At 37.2% G+C, this 23093-nt stretch carries 14 protein-coding genes; 12 read left to right on the top strand and 2 right to left on the bottom strand.

Annotated elements, in window-relative coordinates; genetic code table 11:
* The first annotated feature begins 269 nt into the window (after positions 1–269).
* A complete protein-coding gene (locus ACFIMW_RS01960; protein ID WP_375607929.1) occupies positions 270–1802 on the top strand; it encodes a YifB family Mg chelatase-like AAA ATPase in 1533 nt (510 codons plus the stop codon).
* An 11-nt stretch (positions 1803–1813) separates the two neighbouring features.
* On the opposite strand, the gene ACFIMW_RS01955 is transcribed toward ACFIMW_RS01960, so the two are convergent.
* Entirely contained in the window at positions 1814–2719 is a 906-nt protein-coding gene (locus ACFIMW_RS01955; RefSeq protein WP_375607928.1) for a transporter substrate-binding domain-containing protein, read from the bottom strand.
* 904 nt (positions 2720–3623) lie between these two features.
* Between ACFIMW_RS01955 and gyrB the strand changes: the two genes are divergently transcribed.
* The 11 genes from gyrB to tsaE all read left to right on the top strand — a co-directional run bounded on the left by gyrB (position 3624) and on the right by tsaE (position 22049).
* Positions 3624–6056, top strand: a complete 2433-nt coding sequence (gene gyrB / locus ACFIMW_RS01950; RefSeq protein WP_375607927.1) for a DNA topoisomerase (ATP-hydrolyzing) subunit B — start codon at positions 3624–3626, stop codon at positions 6054–6056.
* Between the two features lie 118 nt (positions 6057–6174).
* Positions 6175–6957 (top strand): bifunctional demethylmenaquinone methyltransferase/2-methoxy-6-polyprenyl-1,4-benzoquinol methylase UbiE, encoded by a 783-nt coding sequence (gene ubiE / locus ACFIMW_RS01945; RefSeq protein ID WP_375606127.1) that lies wholly within the window; start codon positions 6175–6177, stop codon positions 6955–6957.
* Positions 6958–6959: 2 nt separating this feature from the next.
* The gene (gene ubiB, locus ACFIMW_RS01940) at positions 6960–8546 is read left to right on the top strand and encodes a 2-polyprenylphenol 6-hydroxylase (protein ID WP_375607926.1); all 1587 of its coding nucleotides are present in this window, start codon (positions 6960–6962) and stop codon (positions 8544–8546) included.
* 69 nt (positions 8547–8615) lie between these two features.
* Positions 8616–10037 (top strand): bifunctional phosphopantothenoylcysteine decarboxylase/phosphopantothenate--cysteine ligase CoaBC, encoded by a 1422-nt coding sequence (gene coaBC / locus ACFIMW_RS01935; RefSeq protein ID WP_375606125.1) that lies wholly within the window; start codon positions 8616–8618, stop codon positions 10035–10037.
* Between the two features lie 1879 nt (positions 10038–11916).
* Positions 11917–12636, top strand: coding sequence for a sulfate transporter family protein (locus tag ACFIMW_RS01930; protein ID WP_375606124.1), 720 nt, complete (start codon positions 11917–11919; stop codon positions 12634–12636).
* Positions 12637–13628: 992 nt separating this feature from the next.
* A complete protein-coding gene (accD, locus tag ACFIMW_RS01925; RefSeq protein WP_375606123.1) occupies positions 13629–14549 on the top strand; it encodes an acetyl-CoA carboxylase, carboxyltransferase subunit beta in 921 nt (306 codons plus the stop codon).
* A 4-nt stretch (positions 14550–14553) separates the two neighbouring features.
* Positions 14554–15873: a bifunctional folylpolyglutamate synthase/dihydrofolate synthase gene (locus tag ACFIMW_RS01920; RefSeq protein ID WP_375607925.1), complete on the top strand. Its 1320-nt coding sequence runs from the start codon at positions 14554–14556 to the stop codon at positions 15871–15873.
* Positions 15874–15917: 44 nt separating this feature from the next.
* Positions 15918–16916 carry a complex I NDUFA9 subunit family protein gene (locus ACFIMW_RS01915; RefSeq protein WP_375607924.1) on the top strand — a complete coding sequence of 333 codons (999 nt, stop codon included), beginning with the start codon at positions 15918–15920 and terminating at the stop codon, positions 16914–16916.
* A gap of 713 nt (positions 16917–17629) precedes the next feature.
* Positions 17630–19027 (top strand): adenosylhomocysteinase, encoded by a 1398-nt coding sequence (ahcY, locus tag ACFIMW_RS01910; RefSeq protein ID WP_375606120.1) that lies wholly within the window; start codon positions 17630–17632, stop codon positions 19025–19027.
* Positions 19028–19061: 34 nt separating this feature from the next.
* Complete coding sequence (locus ACFIMW_RS01905) at positions 19062–21527, top strand: ATP-binding protein (RefSeq protein ID WP_375607923.1); 2466 nt, start codon at positions 19062–19064, stop codon at positions 21525–21527.
* 51 nt (positions 21528–21578) lie between these two features.
* Positions 21579–22049, top strand: coding sequence for a tRNA (adenosine(37)-N6)-threonylcarbamoyltransferase complex ATPase subunit type 1 TsaE (gene tsaE, locus ACFIMW_RS01900; protein ID WP_375607922.1), 471 nt, complete (start codon positions 21579–21581; stop codon positions 22047–22049).
* A gap of 669 nt (positions 22050–22718) precedes the next feature.
* On the opposite strand, the gene trxA is transcribed toward tsaE, so the two are convergent.
* Positions 22719–23042 carry a thioredoxin gene (trxA, locus tag ACFIMW_RS01895; RefSeq protein WP_375607921.1) on the bottom strand — a complete coding sequence of 108 codons (324 nt, stop codon included), beginning with the start codon at positions 23040–23042 and terminating at the stop codon, positions 22719–22721.
* Between the last annotated feature and the right edge of the window lie 51 nt (positions 23043–23093).

The raw sequence follows: 23093 nt of genomic DNA, 5'->3' as shown, positions 1-23093 counted from the left end.
CTTCACAAAATTTTGCACTGTTGCGTAACACGAACAGCCTCATTCCTTTTTCCTAACATATTTATTTAGCTTATTATAAATGTTTATAACTGTTTTATTGCACAACATATTATCATGGTTAAATTTGTACAAATAACTTACCATGAAAACGCTACAAAACTCTGCGTATTGTATATAGATTTCTCTATAAAAAACCATAGAAATGCTTCTTGATTTTTATGTATAGATATGATTGTCTTTCCCAAATCTCAAGGGGGGAAACAACTACAATGATCGCACATATTACAACTGTTGCTTTTCGCGGTCTAGAAGCCGTTCCTGTCGATGTACAGGTTATGATTTCATCCGGTAAAATAGGAATGGCTATTGTTGGATTAGCTGATAAGGCAGTTGCAGAAAGCCGTGAACGTGTACAAGCAGCCCTCCACGCTTGTGGACTTTCTATGCCTACTAAACGAATTACGATTAATCTTGCACCAGCTGATTTACCTAAAGAGGGATCACATTATGATTTGCCAATTGCCGTAGGCTTAATGCTTGCTATGGAAATCCTCCCTCCTGAAGTAGCACAAGACTATGTCATTTTAGGAGAATTATCATTAGATGGTTCACTTACCGCTGTTCATGGTGTGTTACCAGCCGCCATGACAGCTTTATCACTCGATAAAGGACTGATTTGTCCTTTTCAATGTGGACCTGAGGCAGCATGGGCAAATGCAGAAATAAATATTCTTGCCCCAGAGACTCTGCTCACTATAGTCAACCATTTCAAAGGAACCCAAATTCAAAAACGTCCACAACCGCGCCAATATACTATCGAAACTGAGCTTCCAGATCTTTGCGAAATCAAAGGACAAAAAACAGCCAAACGTGCCTTAGAAGTTTGTGCTGCTGGACGCCATAACCTTTTGTTCGTAGGTCCCCCTGGTGCTGGAAAATCTATGCTAGCGCAACGCTTACCTTCCATTTTGCCACCTCTTGATAGCCGTGAGCTTTTAGATGTCTGTCTGATTGCTTCTATTACAGGAGAAACGGTTCATAATACCATTTCACTTCATTGCCCCTTTCGTTCCCCACATCATTCTGCGTCCATGGCCGCAATGATTGGTGGAGGGCTTAAAGGACGACCGGGAGAGGTCTCCCTTGCTCATAATGGTGTGTTATTCCTTGATGAATTGCCTGAATTTTCTCCACAGGTTCTTGATTCTCTTCGTCAACCTTTAGAAAGTGGGGAGTCAGTTATCGCCCGCGCTAATCACCATATTAGCTATCCTGCTCGATTCCAACTTATTGCCGCAATGAATCCTTGCCGTTGTGGTATGGCAGGCGAAAAAGACCATGTTTGCCCTAAAGGGATACGCTGTCAAATCGATTATCAGTCCCGTATTTCTGGTCCTCTGCTTGACCGAATTGATTTACGGATTGATGTCCCTGCTTTGACGGCTATGGACCTTATGCAACCAGAACAATCAGAAAAAAGCTGCGACGTTGCCAAACGCGTCGCACGGTGCCGTACCATTCAAGCTAAACGTTTTTCAACAATGGGGTTTGATCATATTCGTACCAATGGCGATTGCCCTGCCAAAATTATAGAACAGATTGCCATTCCTGATAAAAGTGCGACCATACTCTTACGAGATGTGAGTGAAAAAATGCACCTCTCTGCACGCGCTTATCATCGCATTCTCAAAGTTGCACGCACAATTGCTGATCTTGACGGATCAGATACTCTTTCACGTTATCATCTCGCAGAAGCTATTTCCTATCGACTAGGCGCAGAAAGATTAACAGCCCTTAACTAAAAAACTACTCATCAATAAAAACTTATTGGAAAATAACGCAAATAAAGTTCTGTAAGTTTACCATCCTCTTCTAAAGATTTCAGCACATAATTGAGTATATCAACCAATTTTTCATTCTTTTTTGCAACAGCAAGCTGCATTCCTTGCCCCAATAACTGTGGCGCCATATATGCCCCCCCAACAAAATGACAGCAATTCGCGGTTTTTGAATCGTTTAGCCATAAAGATAAAGCAAATCCATCATCAAAAATAAGATCAATTTTACGCTCCTGTAACGCTTTATAGAGCTCCGCCCTGCCTTTAAATTCTTGTCCTTTGGCTTCAGGAAAATAGTGATGAAAGAGCTTTTCGTGAACACTTTTAGATAAAACACCACTGGTTAAATGTACCAATTGATCACTTATTGGCTCATCGAGATTTAAACGTCGAGTAGCAACAAATCGCGCTGGAAAACGCAAATATGGCTTTGTAAAAACAAGATCTTGCTGGGTTTTATTTGTTTCTTTTAAACCTGCAATAATAACTTCTGCACCACCATTGTTAACATGTTCTACAAGCTCTTTCCAAGGAACAACTTCTACTTCACAAAACTTCTCTAATGCTAATTTTGAGCAAATAGCACGCAATAAATCGATATTATAACCTGCAAGATGCCCCGTTTGATCAAGAAAATTAAAAGGAGGAAAATCAAAAGTTGTTACAAAACGCAAACGAAAGATATCCGTTGTATCAGGTTGTACCAAATGTTCATGCGAATCAAAAAAAGAAGGCAGCCTTTCAGCTTCTGCGTAAGAGGAAAATAGAACCCCCCCTGCTACAAATAAAATACGAATAAAAATATTGTATGGATTATTGAATAAAAGATACCGTAAACGCAATTGAAGATGTTTTACATATATAGATTTTTTTATTTTCAAAATCTCTCCCCCATTTTCAAAACTAAGATGCAACTCTCCTTAATTATTATCTAACGCACTTCACCAAAATATCTGGCGTTTAATAAATAAAATTCTTGCTATTTTTTAAAACTGTTAAAAAATTTAACAGTTTTCATATATTTTTTTGAAACCATTGAAAATACTTCTTAAAAAATTGCGTGAATAAGCCGCACAATAGCGTTTTATTTTGAATAAGAAATGTAACCTCCATGGACAGGAATAATACAAACAAATATACACAATATTCTCACCTCAATTTAACATACAAAAAGTTAAAAAACTTAGAGAACGCGTAATATTAACTTCATTAAGATTGAAGATTGATTTATAGGTAAGAAAGTAAAAGTCTCGTTAGTGTAACATAAAGATGCACAACTAATTTTGAAATATTATGCATATGTAAAAATAAACAATAATACTACTCTTTACATAATTTTAAAATTTACGTTTAAAGTTTACGTAAAGCATAATTGGCCTCGTCCTCAAATTTTAAAGGAAAAGGATTCGTACCAACGCTGTTCTGTAAACAGTCAGCTTCTCTCGATAAATTACGCTTTTAATTTCTTTAGTCTTCTCATTGTGATTCACTTAACTAAAGGCGTTCAAGCCCTGCCCTGAATATTCACCACGCACTGTAAAAATACTTAAATATACCAAAGAGGTGCTTACTTGTCTTATATTATCACCCTAAATGACGGTATTTTACTGTATAATTGTGTCATATCATTTCATCATTCTTTCCATTATATATCGACAGATATTGAATCTAGATCTGATATACGGTAAATGTTTAATGTGGTTATTCCATAAATAACTTATCAGAACATTGAGCTTTAAAAAAGCGGATAAAATATTGAAATTGAACACAGGAATGGACTAACTTATGAGTGATGAAATAACCTCACCGGCAAAAAGCCATGACTATGATGCGGCTTCTATCAAAGTTCTCAAAGGTCTTGATGCTGTACGCAAACGTCCTGGGATGTATATCGGTGACACTGATGATGGATCGGGGTTACATCATATGGTCTATGAAGTTGTAGACAATGCTATCGATGAGGCTTTAGCCGGTCATGCAACTCTTGTAAACGTCACACTCCATGCTGATGGTTCTTGTTCTGTTCGTGATAATGGACGCGGAATTCCGACAGATATCCATCCAACAGAAGGTATTTCTGCAGCTGAAGTTATTATGACACAGCTTCATGCCGGCGGAAAGTTTGATCAAAACTCTTATAAAGTTTCAGGCGGATTACACGGTGTTGGCGTCTCTGTTGTGAATGCACTCTCTGTTTGGCTTAAATTGCAAATCAAACGCAATGGTAAAATTCATGAAATATCATTTACCCACGGGGTAGCTGATGCTCCATTAAAAGTTGTTGGCGATTGCGATCAAGAAAGTGGAACAGAAATTAGATTTTTACCAAGCTCTGAAACCTTTACTATGGTTGAGTTTGATTTTGAAACTTTAGAGCGTCGTTTACGGGAATTAGCCTTTCTAAATTCTGGGGTTTATATTCTTCTTGTTGACGAGCGTCATGCTGATATTAAATCCGTTGAATTGCATTATGAAGGTGGATTAATAGAGTTTGTGAAATATATTGATCAATCAAAAAAAGCGCTGCTTGATACTCCTATTTATATTACAAGTGAAAAGGATGGTATGAGCGTTGATGTTGCCCTATGGTGGAATGATTCCTATCATGAGAAGGTCTTGTGTTTTACCAATAATATCCCTCAGCGTGACGGTGGAACTCATTTGATAGGTTTCAGAAGTGCCCTTACACGCCAAATTAATGGCTATGCTGAATCTTCAGGTATTGCTAAAAAAGAAAAAGTGAACTTAACCGGTGATGACTGCCGTGAAGGATTAACAGCTATTCTTTCTGTCAAAGTTCCTGATCCAAAATTTTCTTCACAAACAAAGGATAAGTTAGTCTCTTCTGAAGTGCGCCCTATTGTTGAAAGTTTGGTCAATGAAGGTCTTTCAATATGGCTGGAAGAACATCCTCATGAAGCAAAACTTCTCATTAGTAAAGTGGTAGAAGCTGCAACAGCACGTGAAGCAGCACGCAAAGCACGTGAACTCACAAGACGAAAAGGGGCGCTTGATATCACTTCTCTACCAGGAAAGCTTGCCGATTGCCAAGAACGAGATCCCGCAAAATCAGAAATCTTTATTGTCGAGGGGGATTCGGCTGGCGGTTCAGCAAAAAGTGGGCGCTCACGTCAAAATCAAGCAATTTTACCCCTTCGTGGTAAAATCCTCAATGTTGAACGAGCACGTTTCGACCGCATGCTCTCATCTGATATGATTGGAACACTTATTACAGCTCTTGGAACGTCTATCGGTAAGGATGAATTTTCACCCGATAAATTACGTTATCATAAGATTATTATCATGACAGATGCGGACGTTGATGGAGCCCATATTCGTACGCTGCTGCTCACTTTCTTTTTTAGACAAATGCCCGAGTTGATTGAACGTGGACATCTTTATATTGCTCAGCCTCCTCTTTATAAAGTATCGCGTGGAAAATCTTCCCAATATATTAAAAATGAAGCAGCGTTTGAAGAATTCTTGATCGATACTGGATTAGAAGAAACAACGCTTGAGCTTTCAACGGGAGAAGTTCGTGCAGGAGCTGATTTGTATCAACTCGCTAAAGATGCTCGTATATTACGTCAACTTTTAAATGGTCTTCATACCCGTTATGACCGTAATATTGTTGAACAAGCAGCAATTGTTGGCGCTTTTAATCTTGAAGTCTTTGCAACACAAGAAAAAGCGCAAAAAATAGCAGATACTGTAGCACTCCGCCTTAATCTGATTGCTGATGATATGGAACAAGGTTGGAGTGGACAATATACAGCAGATGGAAGTTTATGTTTTGAGCGTATTTTACGTGGTGTTAAAGATGTTGTTACGCTTGATGTGGGACTTATAAATTCAACTGACGCACGCCAAATTGATCGCATTTCCCAAAATTTTATCGACATATATCATCCTCCTGTTCTTTTACGTCGCAAAGATAAAACAGAGCGTATTTTTGGTCCTATGAGCCTTTTAGAGAGCATTTTTACAAACGGTAAAAAAGGTGTTACTCTTCAACGTTATAAAGGTCTTGGGGAAATGAATGCTGAACAACTTTGGGAAACAACGCTTGATCCCAATGCACGTTCTCTTTTACAAGTAAAAATTAATGATGCAACCGATGCAGATTCACTCTTTTCTCGTCTCATGGGTGATGAAGTTGAACCTAGACGTATTTTTATTCAAGACAATGCCTTAAGCGTTGCCAATCTTGATATCTAAAGATACTCTTCTGTTTTTGGCTGTGTAAACGTCGTAGTTTTATACGTTGTTTTTTCGTATTTGAACATTTCATCTCTCTTTCATTTACGATAAAAGAAAAATAAGAAAGGTCATCCATATGACAGCTGAAACAGAACGTGTAGGAACCAAGGGTGGCATGGAGCACTCTTTTGGTTTTACAAGAGTAGATGAAACACAAAAACAATCCATGGTGGATGGTGTGTTTCATTCTGTCGCTGAAAATTATGACAAGATGAATGATATCCTATCATTGGGGCTACATCGTGTGTGGAAAAATTCCATGATTGCTTGGCTTTCCCCACCAGCACTTTCTCATTGGAAAGTTCTTGATGTCGCTGGCGGTACAGGTGATATTGCTTTTCGTATTCTTAATGCTTCACGCCAAAAAGCCCATGCTACAGTGCTTGATATTAATGGCTCAATGCTCAGCGTTGGTAAAAAACGCGCACAAAAAAATGGTCTTGCCCCTCTGATTGATTTTGTTGAAGCCAATGCAGAACATCTACCTTTTGAAGATCAAAGCTTTGACGCTTACACGATTGCTTTTGGAATTCGCAATGTTCCTCATATTGATCAAGCCCTTAGAGAAGCTTTTCGTGTCTTAAAGCCCGGTGGACGTTTCTTATGTTTAGAATTTTCAAATGTCGAGATGCCTCTGTTGGATAAAATTTATGATCTTTGGTCTTTCCATGCTATCCCTAAGCTGGGTCAATTTATCGCAAATGATGGCGATGCTTATCGTTATTTGGTTGAATCTATCCGCAAATTTCCTAAGCAAGATGATTTTGCCCATATGATCAAGCATGCGGGGTTTTCGCGGGTATCGTACCGCAATCTCACCGGTGCGATTGCAGCGCTGCATTCAGGTTGGAAAATTTAAAAATGGTGCAAATTTCCCCTTACTTTCAATTGATGCGTGCAGGATGGGTTCTAACACGTGAAGGTGTTTTAAGTGCTCTCCCTCATGATGATCTTCAAGGATTTCCAGCGCTATGTCATCGTATAGCGAGTGCATTAGCACGACGCAAAACAAAAAAGAAACAACGATCTGAAAATATTTCATATGCCATTAATAAGCTTGGACCCTCTTACATAAAACTTGGTCAATTTCTTGCCACAAGACCTGATATTGTTGGGCGTGATATTGCGGAAGATTTGTCACAGCTACAAGATCGCGTCCAAACATTTTCTTGCACTGCCGCTATTGCTCAAATTGAAAGTTCTCTTGGTCGCTCTATTGATGATTTATTCGTAAATTTTTATCCCCCCATTGCCGCCGCGTCTATTGCTCAAGTTCATCCAGCTGAATATAGTGATGAAACTGGCCATAAGAAAAAATGTGCTGTAAAAGTTATTCGTCCCAATATCAGAGCACGTTTTTCTAAAGATCTTAGAGGATTCTATCTCATTGCTCATTTACAAGAGCGCTATATCCCTGCCTCTCGAAGGCTTCGTCCTGTTTGTGTGGTGGATACTTTAGCACAAACAACACGACTTGAAATGGATTTACGCTTAGAAGCAGCAGCTATATCTGAAATGGCTGAAAATATTCAACATGATACAGGCTTTCGGGTTCCACGTATTGACTGGGAACGGACAGGACGTAATGTTCTTACAATGGAATGGATTGATGGTATAAGAATATCCGAAACTTCCAAACTCAAAGAAGCAGGTTTTGATTTGAAGGTGCTTGCTATTACGCTTATTCAATCTTTTCTTCGTCATACACTGCGTGATGGTTTTTTTCACGCCGATATGCATCCTGGTAATTTATTTGTAGATGAAAAAGGATGTATTGTTGCTGTTGATCTAGGCATTACAGGAAGGCTTGGCAAAAAAGAAAAGCATTTCCTTGCTGAAATTCTTTACGGCTTTATTACCCGCGATTACCATCGAGTTGCACGTGCCCATTTTGAGGCCGGCTATGTTCCTTCACACCATAATATCGAAAGCTTTGCGCAAGCCAACCGTGCTATTGGCGAACCAATTCACGGACAATCAGCACAAAGCATTTCCATGGCTAAATTGCTCACTTTATTATTTGAAGTCACTGAATTATTTGACATGCAAACGCGACCTGAACTTTTATTGCTGCAAAAAACAATGGTTGTCGTGGAAGGTGTTGCCCGTACATTAGACCCCACTTTTAATATGTGGAAAGCTTCTGAACCCGTTGTCAAAGAATGGATTAGTAAAAATTTAGGACCCGTAGGCGTTGCAAAAGACTTTAGTGAAGGAGCACAAGCTCTCCTTTCGCTGGCACGCAAAACACCACAATTGGTTCAAAATTTCCAACGAATAGAAGAAGATTTCAATCAAATGAGAAAAACAGGTTTTAATCTTTCTCCTGCTACCCTCAAACAACTTGCTGTGGAACAAAGTTACAGAAACCGTTATGGTCGTTATAGTCTTTTCATCATTGCACTTTGTTGCGCTTGTCTTACTTTTTACTTTTTTCATCTTTTCTAATCTCCTTAATATGCTAAAAATATCAACAATGAAATCATTGAAATCATTTTTATTTCTTGGAGGTATTTTATGGCCAGTATTACTATTCGTAACCTGTCTCTTGAAACCAAAGAAGCTTTGCGCATACGCGCCGCGCAAAATGGTATTTCTATGGAAGAAGAAGCCCGCCGTCTTTTAAGCAATCCCCCTACTCACACCACACTCCCCTCTCATGCCAGTGCTGTTGAAGTGCAATCATTGAAATCAAAATCTCTCCTTCTTATTATTGGTGGAAGTATTGCATCTTATAAAGCCCTTGATTTGATTCGCCGTTTACAAGAACGTGGAGCAGATTTAAAAGTTGTGATGACAAAAGCGGCGCAAAAATTTATTACGCCTTTAGCCGCTGAAGCTTTAAGCGGTGGTACTGTATATACTGATTTATTTTCACGCGAAGAAGAACATGATATCGGACATATCCGATTAGCACGTGATGCTGATCTGATTATTTTAGCTCCTGCTACAGCCAACCGCATTGCAAAAATAGCCAATGGCATAGGAGATGATCTGGCTGATTGTGTCCTTTTAGCAGCACGCTGTCCACTCTTGATTGCACCCGCCATGAATCCAGCCATGTGGGTGCATCCAGCAACTATTCGTAATGTTGCACAATTGCACGCAGATGGCGTTCATATCATCGGACCAGAAATCGGAAATATGGCTGAACGTGACGAGATTGGATATGGACGTATGAGCGAACCTTTAACTATTGTCGCTGCTATAGAGAATCTTTTGAACGTGCATGAAAAACCTCTCTTTGACCGCCATTTCATCGTTACCTCTGGCCCTACCCATGAACCAATTGATCCAGTACGTTATCTTGCTAATCGGTCCTCAGGTAAACAAGGTCATGCCATTGCAACCGCTCTTGCACATTTGGGTGCAAAAGTAACACTTATTTGTGGACCTGTTCATCTTGCAGACCCACAAGAAGTAAAAACAATTCATGTTGAAACAGCACAACAGATGTTAAAAGCCGTTCAAACCGCATTGCCTGCTGATGGTGCCATCTTTGTTGCCGCTGTTTGTGACTGGCGTAGTCAAACCCAATCTTTACACAAAATTAAAAAGGATGCTCATAAAACACCACCATCCCTTCAAATGGTTGAAAATCCTGACATTTTAGCAACGATTGGACACGCTCCAAAACGCCCCTCATTGGTCATTGGTTTTGCTGCTGAAACATGCGATATTATTGCTAATGCGCAAAAGAAATGCGTTGAAAAAGGAGCTGATTTCATTCTTGCTAATGATATTTCTCTTCAAGTAGATGGTACAAGTGTCATGGGTTCTGATACAAATCAAGTTTATCTCGTAAGTAGAAAAAAAGTTGAACAATGGCCTCATATGAGTAAACAACACGTAGCGCAAAAATTAGCAAACGTGATTGTATCATTTTTTGCCCCCCAAACATCTACTCCTCATGAGAAAAATATACCCCTTTGCAAATAAGAACTCTTCAAACGCGTTGATATTAAAACACCTTATAAAATAGAACTGATAATAGGTGTCTATCCATCTCAATTAGTATATAATATTTTTGATTTATAATGATAACCTAGCATTGTTCATATTAAATTAGAATCCCAGACATCGTAAGATTCTCTCATTCCCAATCTCTCTCATATTGAATCAATAAAAATCATTTTCTTGCACGTTTTAAACAAGGATAACTGTATGAATACAAAACGTTTAAGAAAGAACTAAAAGCGCTTATAATGGACCGTCTCAAGAACCAAGAGTTTGTCTCGGACAACACTAAGGATGATGGCACCAACGTACTCTTTTTATTAAGAGTATAGTGATGCCCTATAAGTTTTATATTATTCACGAGAGCTTTACCCATAGACCATTCACAAGCGCTGTTGCGAAATGGGTGTGACAAGCGTTGGAAAATATTTTTTAAAAAAATCACATCTCACTCTAGCCTTCATAAAAGTAGGATCTATTGCACTACTGTCTCCCCAGCTTATAAAAAAACAAGCTATCATTCACTTTGCCTAACATTAATTTTGAGAAAGCTCTTGCACTGGATAAAATTTATAAAAAGCATTTTCTCTCTTCAATGTTTTTATCCCCATATTGGTCCTATTTATGATATACGAATAAATGATTTTGATTGTTTCATGATGAGAACAGCTCATGAGAAAATATGACAACTTTATTTGAAGCTCTTATTCACTATGAAAATGATGTATAAATTAATATATTATAATATCTCAATGCAATTTTAAGCATACCTCACACTGACGCTCATAAAGAGTGTAGACAAAATTCATTGTACCACTGTCTATAAGTTTATGAAACTGACGCTTTTATTATTTTCCTCAGTGATCGGTCTTTAAGATTAAATGTCTGTCTCCTCTCTCCAGCATACCAAGACCACAAAGACTAGAATTTTATCCATGATATCCTCACATTGTGACGATTCATGAGAAGCATTTTTATTCTTTTATCGAAAGCTTTGTACCCATACATTGGTCTCGCCTATAATGTGCACGTAAATAATTTTTTGATGTTGAATAGAGACTTTGAAATTAAAGAATATTTCTATATTTTGGATTCTTATTCAAGTTGAAAATGATCAATTCTCTTCATAAATTAATGGTGTTATTATCTAAAAATTATTTGATACAGTGCACCACTTGTATGAAAAGTGCTTCAATGAATTCTTACTTCATTGCACTTATGGCTTTTAAAATTCAAAATCTCATCATTTTTAAGCATCAGTGACATCTCCCTTTCTTTGCTTCTTCTCAAAAAACTGCTCTTCCATGGAATCGGACGGTCAATCGCCTAAGCTTATTTTTTCCACTTCTATCATATTAATCATTCTGTTGCCCAAAATTAGAATATCTACGGAGCTACTACGTTACCCCTATTCCATTGAACTCAATATTTTTTTGAAAGCGAGAGGCAAAAACATGCTGCCAAATAGTAGAAAAGTACAGAATTTTAGGAATTGTGTAAAACAATTAAGCACTTAAATAAACTAAGTTAGATAAATCTACTGAATAAATAGAAGTAAATAACTTTCCTCCCCAAAGTTCTTATTCCTTAATTTTTTACATATATCATATAAACGCAATAATCTACACTATGTACAAAAATAATAAAAACTTCTTCTACAACAGCTGCTTTTTAAATTCTTCTTTGTTTTAAAAATCAAAATTTCTATTTATTCAAACTTTATTTTAAATAAAGGAGCCTTATCCGTTTTTTATAATGTTTTTGAAAAAAATCTTGTAATTCAAAGAAAGAAAAAATTACACTGTACATACTTTAAATATATTTCTTGTTTTTTTTGCTTCTTTCCTTAGTTTATTAATCTATGATTTTTACTGCTGCTTATCGTGCTTTACAACGTCTTCTGACCTCGCAATATCGTATTATGATACTGAAAGCATTGGGGGTTACTTTTTTCATTCTCACCATTTTATGGTTATGTGTGCACCAACTTTTTGTGTCTTACTTTTGGCCCTGGATTGCTCAATTTCTTCCTGGACTCCCTAGTTGGGCGGGATGGATTGGTTTTAGCATGCTTATCATTTTTAATCTTGGTTTGGCTCTTTTGTTAGCTTTTTTGATTGCACCAATCACCGCTATGATTGGTGGTTTTTTCATTGATTCTGCTGCTGAAATCATTGAAAAAGAGGAGTACCCAAATGAGCCTATTGGACAAGCTTTGCCGTTTCAGCGTTCTCTTATCATTTCCTTTAAATTTGTTATTTTAAGCCTTCTTGGTAATGGAATTGCTTTTATTTTATTCTTCATACCAGGTATTAATTTAATTGCTTTTTATCTTATTAATGGTTATTTGCTCGGTCATGAATATTTCTTGTTTGCTGCTTATCGTTTTCGAACAGAGCAAGATGCACGTACTTTTTTACATACTCATTACACAACGGTTTTTGGTGCAGGATTATTGATAGCGCTTTTTGTTTCGATTCCAATTCTTAATTTAGCAACACCGCTTTTTGCAGCCGCCTTTATGACATATTTACACAAAATGCTTTCCCAAAAGACCATGGCACGCATTACACAAAAATAGTTTCCTTGACTTTAAGGTTAATAAAACTTGCCAGCCAAAGAAAGCATAATATAAAATTTTATGCTTTCTCTTTTATTAAAGCAATATATTGATTTATAATGATAATTTATTGTTTCACAATATGAGTGAAAAACCTAAATATCATGAGGGTTTCTCATTTTAATCCTATTCATATTGGATCAATTGAAATCGTTTGTTTATGTATCATAAATGAAGGTGGTATGCGGATAAAAGTACTTTCAAAAAGGCGTGAAATATCTTTATATGAATCCTCTCAATGCAAACATTATCGTCGCATTGAAAACTGAAAAAGAGTATTATGGTGCCGCTTTGTACCTTATATTTCAGTAAAAATGGAGAGCATAATGTATTTTATACCCTTCATAGAGAAATGATTATTATACTCTTCATGGGTACCGTCATAAGAGAGTTTTGGGAATATTGAGACTGTTAAATCTAGCAACGCGTGAATACATAACAAGAACAATATTTTGTTTTTGACGTTCTATTTTATGTGAAAAGCGTGCGCTTTGAAAAACCATTCTGAAAAAATATTGCTCTGGTGTTGGCGTTTCGCTAACATAACATTATCATAGTCATTATCTTTAATGGAATGAGTGTGGCTTATATTATAAGGTTTCTTGATTTAAAAATTGTTGATACGAATGATTAATTGGATATCCATTTTTATTAAAAGAAAATAAGGCGTTTGTTAACCATCGCAAGGAGTAAATTTTAATACCAAAGTAAAAATAAAAACATGTAAGTTCTTAAAACTTCTGAGAAGTTTGTTATAGGAAATACTCTTCATGCATATGATTGTTGTAAAATTGGAAAAATTAAAAAACAGTGGAGTGAGAGCTATACGTATACTGATAAAAGTATTAAATAGACTCGTTTGGTCAGCCGGCAAAGCAAATGTGACTGCTTAAATTCTATATTCTTTCAAATCATGCAAAAGGTGTATAATATTTTAAAGGAAGGTTATAAAGATGAACTGGATTACAAATTATGTTCGCCCTAAAATTAATTCTATATTGGGACGCCGTGAAATTCCAGAAAATCTATGGATTAAAGATCCTACCAGTGGTGAAATGATCTTCCATAAAGATTTGGAAGCCAATCAATTTGTGGCTCCTAATTCTGGCTATCATATGCGTATCAGTGCCAAAAATCGTCTCATGCATTTTTTTGATGATGGTATTTATACAGCTCTTGAAAATCCAAAAGTTGTGACAGACCCTTTAAAGTTTCGCGACGAAAAACGCTATATTGATCGGTTAAAAGAGTACCGTTCTAAACTCGGTGTTGAGGACAACATTTTGAGTGCACGCGGTACGATTGAGGGTTTGCCAATTATTGCAACCGTTCAAGATTTCGCCTTTATGGGGGGATCACTCGGTATGGCCTCAGGAGAAGCTATTATCAAAGCTTTTGATACTGCCATTGCCGAAAGATGCCCTTTGGTTCTTTTTACTGCTTCTGGTGGTGCACGCATGCAAGAAGGAACACTCTCATTGATGCAAATGCCCCGTACAACAGTAGCGATTGAAATGTTGAAAGAAGCAAAACTTCCCTATATTGTTGTGCTGACTAATCCAACCACCGGTGGTGTTACTGCTTCTTACGCCATGCTTGGTGATATTCACATTGCCGAACCTGGCGCTATGATTGGTTTTGCTGGTCCACGTGTGATTCAACAAACGATACGTGAAACCCTACCAGAAGGGTTTCAAAGTAGTGAATATCTGCTTGAACATGGTATGATTGATATGGTTGTATCGCGTTTAGAAATGAAAACAACAATTGCGCGTATTTTACGCTTGATGATGAAACGCCCTGCTGTTTTTAACCCTTCCGATCCATCCCCAACAGACTCTCAAACATCGCTTTCTAGGACAAAAGCAGCTTAAGTTTATGCAACAGAGTCAAATACAAAGGGTGGTGGATGATTTACTAAAAAATTATCCGAAAAAATTTGATCTTTCTTTAGAGCGTATTGTTCACCTTTTAGAGCGTCTTGGTAATCCACATTTAAAACTTCCACCTGTTATTCACATCGCTGGAACAAATGGCAAAGGATCTGCCTCCGCAATTTGTCGTGCTCTTTTGGAAAGTGAAGGATACTGCGTTCATGTTTATAGCTCACCTCATCTCGTCAACTGGAATGAACGCTGCCGGTTAGGTCAAAAAGGAGGTGGTCAACTTGTTACAGAAAACCAATTGGCTGAGACAATCCGTGAAATTATAAAAGTAAATCGTCAAGAGCCGATTACTATTTTTGAAATTTTTACAGCCGCTGCCTTTATGCTGTTTAGTATACATCCAGCTGATGTTGTTATTTTAGAAGTTGGATTGGGAGGACGTTTTGATGCTACCAATGTCGTTAACAAAACAGCTGTATCGCTTATTATGCCCATTGATTATGATCATGAGAATTTTCTTGGAAACACAATTGCTCAAATCGCTTTTCAAAAAGGGGGGATTATAAAACCAAACGTTCCAGTGGTCATCGGAAAGCAAAATTATGAAGAAACTCTTGCTACTTTAATACCCCTTGCCGATAAAAATAAAGCATCTTATGCTCTCTTTGATCAAGATTATCAAAGCTATAAAGAACATGGACGTATGGTTTTTCAAAACCATCAAGGTCTCATGGACCTTCCTCTTCCTAACCTTATTGGAGACCACCAAATTGCTAATGCTGGTGCATCTCTTGAAGCAGTTTATCAAGCGGGTTTTCAACTTTCAGAACAAACCATAAATGACGCTTTGAAGAATATTTATTGGCCCGCACGAATGCAGCATCTTACCCAAGGGCTTTTGGTTGATCAACTATCTCCTGATATTGATTTATGGTTAGATGGTGGTCACAATCCTGCTGCAGGAAAAGTTATTGCGGCAGAACTTACACAATGGAGAAAAAAAACAGATCGTCCCATTATTATGATTGCTGGCATGCTTAATACCAAAGATGCTGTCGGTTATTTTCGTCCTTTAGCAAACCTTGTCGATAAAGTATATACGATACCGCTTATTAACAATGACGCCAGTCTCTCTCCAATAAACTTAGCTGAATCAGCCCAAAAAGCAGGAATCTTTGCTACTCCACAAGCACATCTACAAGATGCTTTGCATAAAATTAAAATGGAATATAAAGAGGCTATTGTCCTTATTAGTGGTTCTCTTTATCTTGCGGGTGATATTTTGCGTGACAATAAAACACCACCGTGCTAGATAATTAGCTATTTTTAAAGCTTTGAAAGATAGACCTTTTAATCATGCAACTTGATTGTGCACTTTATCAACATCCTAAACTCATTACTGTTTTTGGCGGATCCGGTTTTGTAGGACGACATGTCGTTGAAACTTTGACTAAGCGGGGATATCGCGTTCGCATCGCTGTTCGTTGTCCACAAAAAGCTTATTACATGCTACAAATAGGAGAAGTAGGACAAACCCAAATGCTTAAAACAGATATCAAGCATCGTGCCTCTGTTGCACGCGCATTGCTTGGAGCTGATGCAGCAGTGTTTTTACCCGGTAGCTTAAAACAAGCAAATCAATCGAATTTTAAAAGCACACAAATTGATGGTGCTTACAATGTTGCTGAATTAACAGTAGAAGCTGGTATTCCTCTCATCTATATGTCGACTCTTGTGGCTAGCGAAAACACTGCATGTCTTTATGCACGTGTTAAGTTTATGGGTGAACAAATCATTCATAACAAGAATCCTCAGGCAATTATTATACGTCCATCCATTATCTTTGGACCAGAAGATTGTTTCTTTAATACCTTAGCAGATTTGTCACGTTTTTTACCAATTATGCCTCTTTTTGGAGGTGGGAAAAGCAAATTGCAACCCGTATATGTTGGTGACGTTGCTGAGTTTATCGCACGTGCTTTAGATGGACAGGTAGCTTGGGGAAAAAAATATGATCTTGGTGGTCCCCAGATTATCACCCTCCAAAATGCTCTTGAAAATATACTTAAAATCATTCGTCGTAAAAAAACAATCCTATCTATGCCTCTTTCTGTCGGTCTATTGATTGGAGGAGTTTTAGGAACGATTGGTAAGTTGCCTCTTGTGCCAACGCTCGTAACAGCCAATCAAATACGCTTTTTGCAAATGGATAACATTGTTTCTAAAGAAGCTATAGAGAATGGATATACTCTAGAAGGAGTAGGAATTACTCCTAGAGCAATGACTGCATTCTTGCCAAGTTATCTCTGGCGATTTCGTCCACATGGTCAATTTTCCCAAAACCTACTCGTCTAGAATAAATTCTTCTAAAACTGAGTTAATTATTTGATTTATAATTCATAGCGCGTTGTTAGCGGTTTTAAAATCAGAGTGTTCAATAGAGTGATGTTTTTGCATTTTTAATGCTCCATTTAGTATCACAAAACATGTTTCCTCGCACATCTATAGTATTTTGATAAAAACTGTTGGAAACAGGAGAAAAGCACTTCTTATAAACTGTCTTTATCCAAGAGCAGGTGCAACATTGGAATCCTAAAGAACCGATCCTGAACTGCCTATCCATAAACATGATAATCTATAGCTTTGCATTTATATTATTTTGCCAAAAAGCTTAATAATGAGATTAAAGTAATTCTTCCTTTTTCAGAAACCGCATAAGTGAGTAGAATACGAGTATACTACTTTCGATATTATCCCATAAAAATCGATATAAAAACTGTAAAGCAATGCACCATTTTTATTATTTAAAAGGTATTCCCTCTAGAAACTTTTAAAAGCTTTAAAGTTACGTGAAAAGGATAGAATTTTGTTTATATAATAAAACTTATCATGAAGATCTCCTACTCTGTCAGTAACATCACTACTCAGATCCATAAATGCATATTTGTTGCACAAATTTATGGAGATTTTAAAAGAGCTTTTTCACATAAAGAAGTCCTCTTCTTGTCTTGCATTTTTTTTTAATTTCTCCTACCGTCTTGGAAAAAATTATTTTAAAGGAATGAAGAATGGCAGCTCAAGATTTTGTTGTCAAAGATATTGCACTTGCCGCTTATGGTCGTAAAGAACTTGATATTGCTGAAACTGAAATGCCTGGTTTGATGGCTTGTCGTAAGGAGTTTTCTTCCAGCCAACCTTTGCGCGGAGCGCGTATTTCTGGCTCATTGCATATGACAATTCAAACAGCTGTTTTAATTGAAACATTAAAAGCAATTGGCGCCGATATACGGTGGAGCTCTAGCAATATTTTTTCTACGCAAGACCATGCAGCAGCAGCTATCGCCGCAACTGGCATTCCTGTATTTGCCGTTAAGGGTGAAACATTGGAAGAATATTGGACTTATATAGATGCAATCTTCCAATGGCCAGATGGTAATCCTTCCAATCTTATTTTAGATGATGGAGCTGACGCCACAAACTATATTTTAATGGGAAGTCGTGCAGAACAAAATAAAGATATTTTATCGCATCCCAAAACAGAAGAAGAAGAAATTTTTTTCAAACAAATACAAAAGCGTATGGATGCAACGCCAGGTTTTTTTACACAACAGCGCGCAGCAATTAAAGGTGTAAGCGAAGAAACCACAACAGGTGTAAACCGTCTTTATCAGTTACAAAAAGAAGGACTTCTACCTTTTCCTGCTATTAATGTTAATGATAGCGTCACTAAATCAAAGTTTGATAATAAATATGGATGTAAAGAATCATTGGTCGATGGTATTCGACGTGGAACAGATGTGATGATCGCTGGTAAAACTGCCATTGTCTGTGGTTATGGTGATGTAGGAAAAGGTTCAGCAGCATCTCTTTCTGGTGCTGGGGCTCGTGTTAAAGTAACAGAAATTGATCCTATCTGCGCTCTTCAAGCCGCTATGGATGGCTATGAAGTTGTTAATTTGGATGATGCTGCTTCCAGTGCTGATATTATCATCACGACAACAGGCAATAAAGATGTTGTTCGTTTAGATCATATGCGACAAGTAAAGGATATGTGTATTCTTGGAAATATTGGTCATTTTGATAACGAAATCCAAGTCGCTGCCCTTAGAAATTTGCCATGGACGAATATTAAACCACAAGTTGATATGATCACCTTTCCCGATGGAAAACGCATCATTTTGCTCTCTGAAGGACGATTGTTAAACCTCGGCAATGCGACGGGGCATCCTTCTTTTGTCATGTCAGCTTCGTTTACCAATCAAGTTTTAGCGCAAATTGAACTTTTTACCCGTACAGAACACTATACAAATGAAGTCACTGTTTTGCCTAAACATCTTGATGAAAAGGTTGCACGTCTACATCTGGATCGGTTAGGAATAAAATTAAGTGTTTTATCAGAAGAACAAGCCGCTTATATTGGAGTCTCACCACAAGGACCTTATAAACCAAACCATTACCGTTACTAATACGTTTCCTTGGGTTAAAAAAGGGAAAGATGTCGTGCTCAGCTTTGGTGACTATAACCCCAAAGAAAAAACTCAAAAAGAGATCCGAATCTATACGTATATACTTTGCCTTTTTTTCTTTTTTTCTCCAACATGCGCTTTTTCTCAGTCATTGGAAGGTTATTTACCATTTTTCTTCACTTTGCCGAATGGTCCATGGCTGCTTTTAGCGCTGTGTGGAGGAATTTCTTGTGCTTCACTTCTCTCATGTATAGCTGTTACCGTGCGTGCAAAAAAAACTGCACAGAAGCCTTTGAAGATAATTCAGGCAAATTTTTCTGAAAAACTTAAATATTATGAATGGCTTCTGGAAGAAACCGAGCAATTCCTTCTTATTTGGGAAAATCCAACAACCTTACCCCATGTTGTTGGTGCTCTTTCCACATTGCAAAAAATAGGAATCGATCAGAAAGATTTTCAGCGTTTTGAGCTCTGGGTTGAAGAAAATTCTCTGCGAGAACTTGATTATGCATTGACTCAACTCCGTTGTAAATGTCACCCTTTTGATCTTTCTATCACCACCACAAACAATGTACTGCTACAAGTTACAGGAGTCATCGCAGGAACAGTCGCCATTGCTCGTTTTCAAGATATCTCAAAACAACAGAGTGAAAATGCTCGTTTACAGAAAGATATCGCCCGCCTTCTTACTGAACTGAGAATGCAGCGTAATCTTCTTGATCTTATTCAAGAGCCCGTATGGATAAAAGATTGTGAAGGAAAAGTTTGTTTTATCAATCGCGCCTTTAGAGAAATGACAGACTTTCGTGAAGACAGTGATGACGTGGGGGATCTTTTCAATGAAAATACACAACGCAAAACAGATGAAACAGAAACAATTTTTCAAGAACATGTTCATACGGTTATTGGTGGAGAACGGCACCGTTTTCATCTCACACGTATTACAACAGCTGAAGGGATGGCAGCTTTTGCACGTGATGACAGCGCCTATGAAAATCTTGCTCATGAATTAAGATATGTTCTTCAAAGTCATTGTGAAACACTTGACCAAATTTCAACAGCTGTAGCCATTTTTGATACAAACCAAAAATTAAAATTCTGTAATCACGCTTTCAAAATTTTATGGCCGTTGGAGAGTTCTTTTTTAGAAAGTGAACCAAGCCATACATTGTTTCTTGAACGTTTACGTGAAAAGGGGCTCATTGCTGAACACCCTGATTGGCGCGCATGGAAAGAAGAACTTTTAAAAGCCTATTGGCAAACAGAATCGAACCAACAAATTTGGAATCTTCCAGATGGGCGTACGGTGCGTGTTGTCTCGAACCCTCATCCACAAGGAGGTGTCACTTGGCTTTACGAAAACCTTACCGAAAAAATTGATCTTGAGCGCCGTTATAATACACTTATTAAAATACAAGGTGAAACACTTGATAAACTTTCTGAAGGTGTGGTCGTTTTTGGTACTGATGGACGCCTTCGCTTATCGAATCCTGCCTTGTCGAAATTGTGGTCTCTTCCTTATAATTTACTGGTAGAAGGAACCCATATTACACAGTTACAAAGCCATTGTTCAGCCTTAACCTTGGGGCAAGAATGGGATCAATTTACCAAGTTCATTACCGGTTTTGCTGAAAAACGTGAAACATTTTCAGGTCGTATAGATCTTAAAAATGATATGATTATTGACTATACTCTGGTCCCTCTTCCTAATGGACAAACGATGCTTACTTTTGTGAATGTTACGGACACTGTCCATATTGCGCGTGCTCTTCAAGAAAAAAATGAAGCATTAGAAAGTGCTGATCGTTTGCGTAATGAATTTGTCCAACATGTTTCTTATGAATTACGCACACCTCTCACCAATATTATTGGATTTTCCGATATTTTACGTGATCAAATTTTCGGTTCTATCAATGAACGTCAACAAGAATATCTTGAACACATTCATTCAGAATCAGGAACTCTTTTAAATATTGTTAACGATATTCTTGATCTTGCTACCCTTGATGCAGGCATTATGGAGTTGGACATAAAATCGGTTAACATTGCCGATGCTATGATACAAGCAGTAGCACGTGTAGAAGATCGCCTTAATGGACGTCATATTACGCTTTTACAACAAATTTCTCCTTCCTTAAATTCTATTTCTGCTGATGAAAAGCGCTTGCATCAAATTTTTGTGAATGTCCTGAGTAATGCTATTAATTTTGCAACGGAGGCGAGTACTATTGAATTTTGCGTTGATGAACAAGATGATAACATTGTCTTTAGCGTTCACAATCAGGGCTCTGACATCCCAGAAGATGTCCTTGATCGTATTTTTAAACGTTTTTCTTCCCATTCACACCATGGTGGGCGTGCGGGAGCGGGTCTTGGCCTTTCCCTTGTAAAAAGTTTCGTTGAACTACACGGTGGACATGTTGAAATTCTTACCGGTTCTGGAAAAGGAACAACAGTTAAATGTTTTTTCCCACTCTCCAAAGGAGATACGATTTTTTAATTTTAACCTTTATGATAACAAAAATTTTTCATCCATTTCATGGAACTTTTAATGAATTTTAGTTTTTTTCTTGAAAATGAAGAGGCAACAAAGCTTTTTTCACAAAATTTAGCTCTTTCTTTAAAGCCAGGAGATCTTGTAACGCTGCAAGGAGATCTTGGAACTGGAAAGTCAACCATTGCACGTACAATCATTCAAACACTTGCGAACGATAACACTATGGATGTTCCAAGCCCTACTTTTACTCTTGTGCAAAGCTATCAACTTCCAAAGTTTGAAATTATTCATGCTGATCTTTATCGCCTTTCTATGGCAGAAGAAATTGATGAATTAGGGCTTCATGAAGCTCGTGAGAAAAATATTTTACTTGTTGAGTGGCCAGAAAGAAATACAGCTCTTTTAGAGCTTGCCACTTTTGCACTCACCTTACATTATAAAGAACATGGGCGTCATGTAACAGTTAAATCAGCGCAACATTCCATTGAATGTTTGCAACAGTCTTTCGCAATTCGTACATTTTAAAAAAAACATGGACATCATCATTTTTAATTTGATAATACCTCAGTACTACCTATGAAATTTGAGATGATGGACAACATAAAGAAGGCTTCAATGGAGACACCAACCATGGAAGATGAAGTGAAATGCTGACTCTTTCATATAACAATGACATAAATTGCAAAGAACAGTCGTTAATTTATAGGAATTCATCAATTTATTTTAGAGAATCTGATACCTACAATTTTGATTTTAGAGAATAGTATAAGAGAATTTTAAATTGAAGTGGTAACCCTTTAGAAGAGCATTATATAACCTGTAGTGAATTGCTTGTTTCTTTCTGCTTAAAAATTGTGAGCTTCAAAAAAGTAATTTGCAAAGTTTTTGCTTAAAATCTCCTTTTATGTGTTGAAAGCACTATCTATCTCAATAGTCTTATCTAAGAAGAAAATATCATTCACTTAAATATTCGTTGGCACGCATATAAACAAGGAATTGCCTACATTGTTCATACAGGACAATTTTTTGATAAAAAATGATCTATTGAATTACGTATAACAGTGTGGATTCTTAAAATCATTTAAATTTTTGATTTAATTGAATTGCTATTACAATGTATTACAGAAAAGGAATGTAAAAAAAATCAAAAGGAGAGACTAAAATTTCTCTCCTTTATCGTTACTGTGTATGGCATTAACTAAGGCCATTTTTTATCCACTCAGAAAGACGTCCTTTAGAGGTAGCGCCAACCATATTCGATGAAATATTTCCATTTTTAAACATTAGTAATGTAGGGATAGAACGTACTCCGTATTGGGTAGCCAGTTCCGGATTTTCATCAATATTTACCTTAGCAATTTTAACTTGATTTTGCATTTCTATTGAAACTTCATCCAAAATTGGAGCAATCACTTTGCAAGGGCCACACCATTCTGCCCAAAAATCAACCACAACAGGGGTGGAAGAGGTTAGAACTTCACTTTCAAAATTATCCTTATCAACTTTTATACACGTCATTGATTTATCCTTTATATTCACTTTTTATAGATTGGTATAATAACAATTCAT

The sequence above is a fragment of the Bartonella sp. AC329YNZD genome, assembly GCF_042196685.1.
GTDB lineage: Bacteria > Pseudomonadota > Alphaproteobacteria > Rhizobiales > Rhizobiaceae > Bartonella.
Note: the sequence above shows the minus strand (reverse complement) of the source record. Positions and strands in the feature narration are given on the sequence as shown.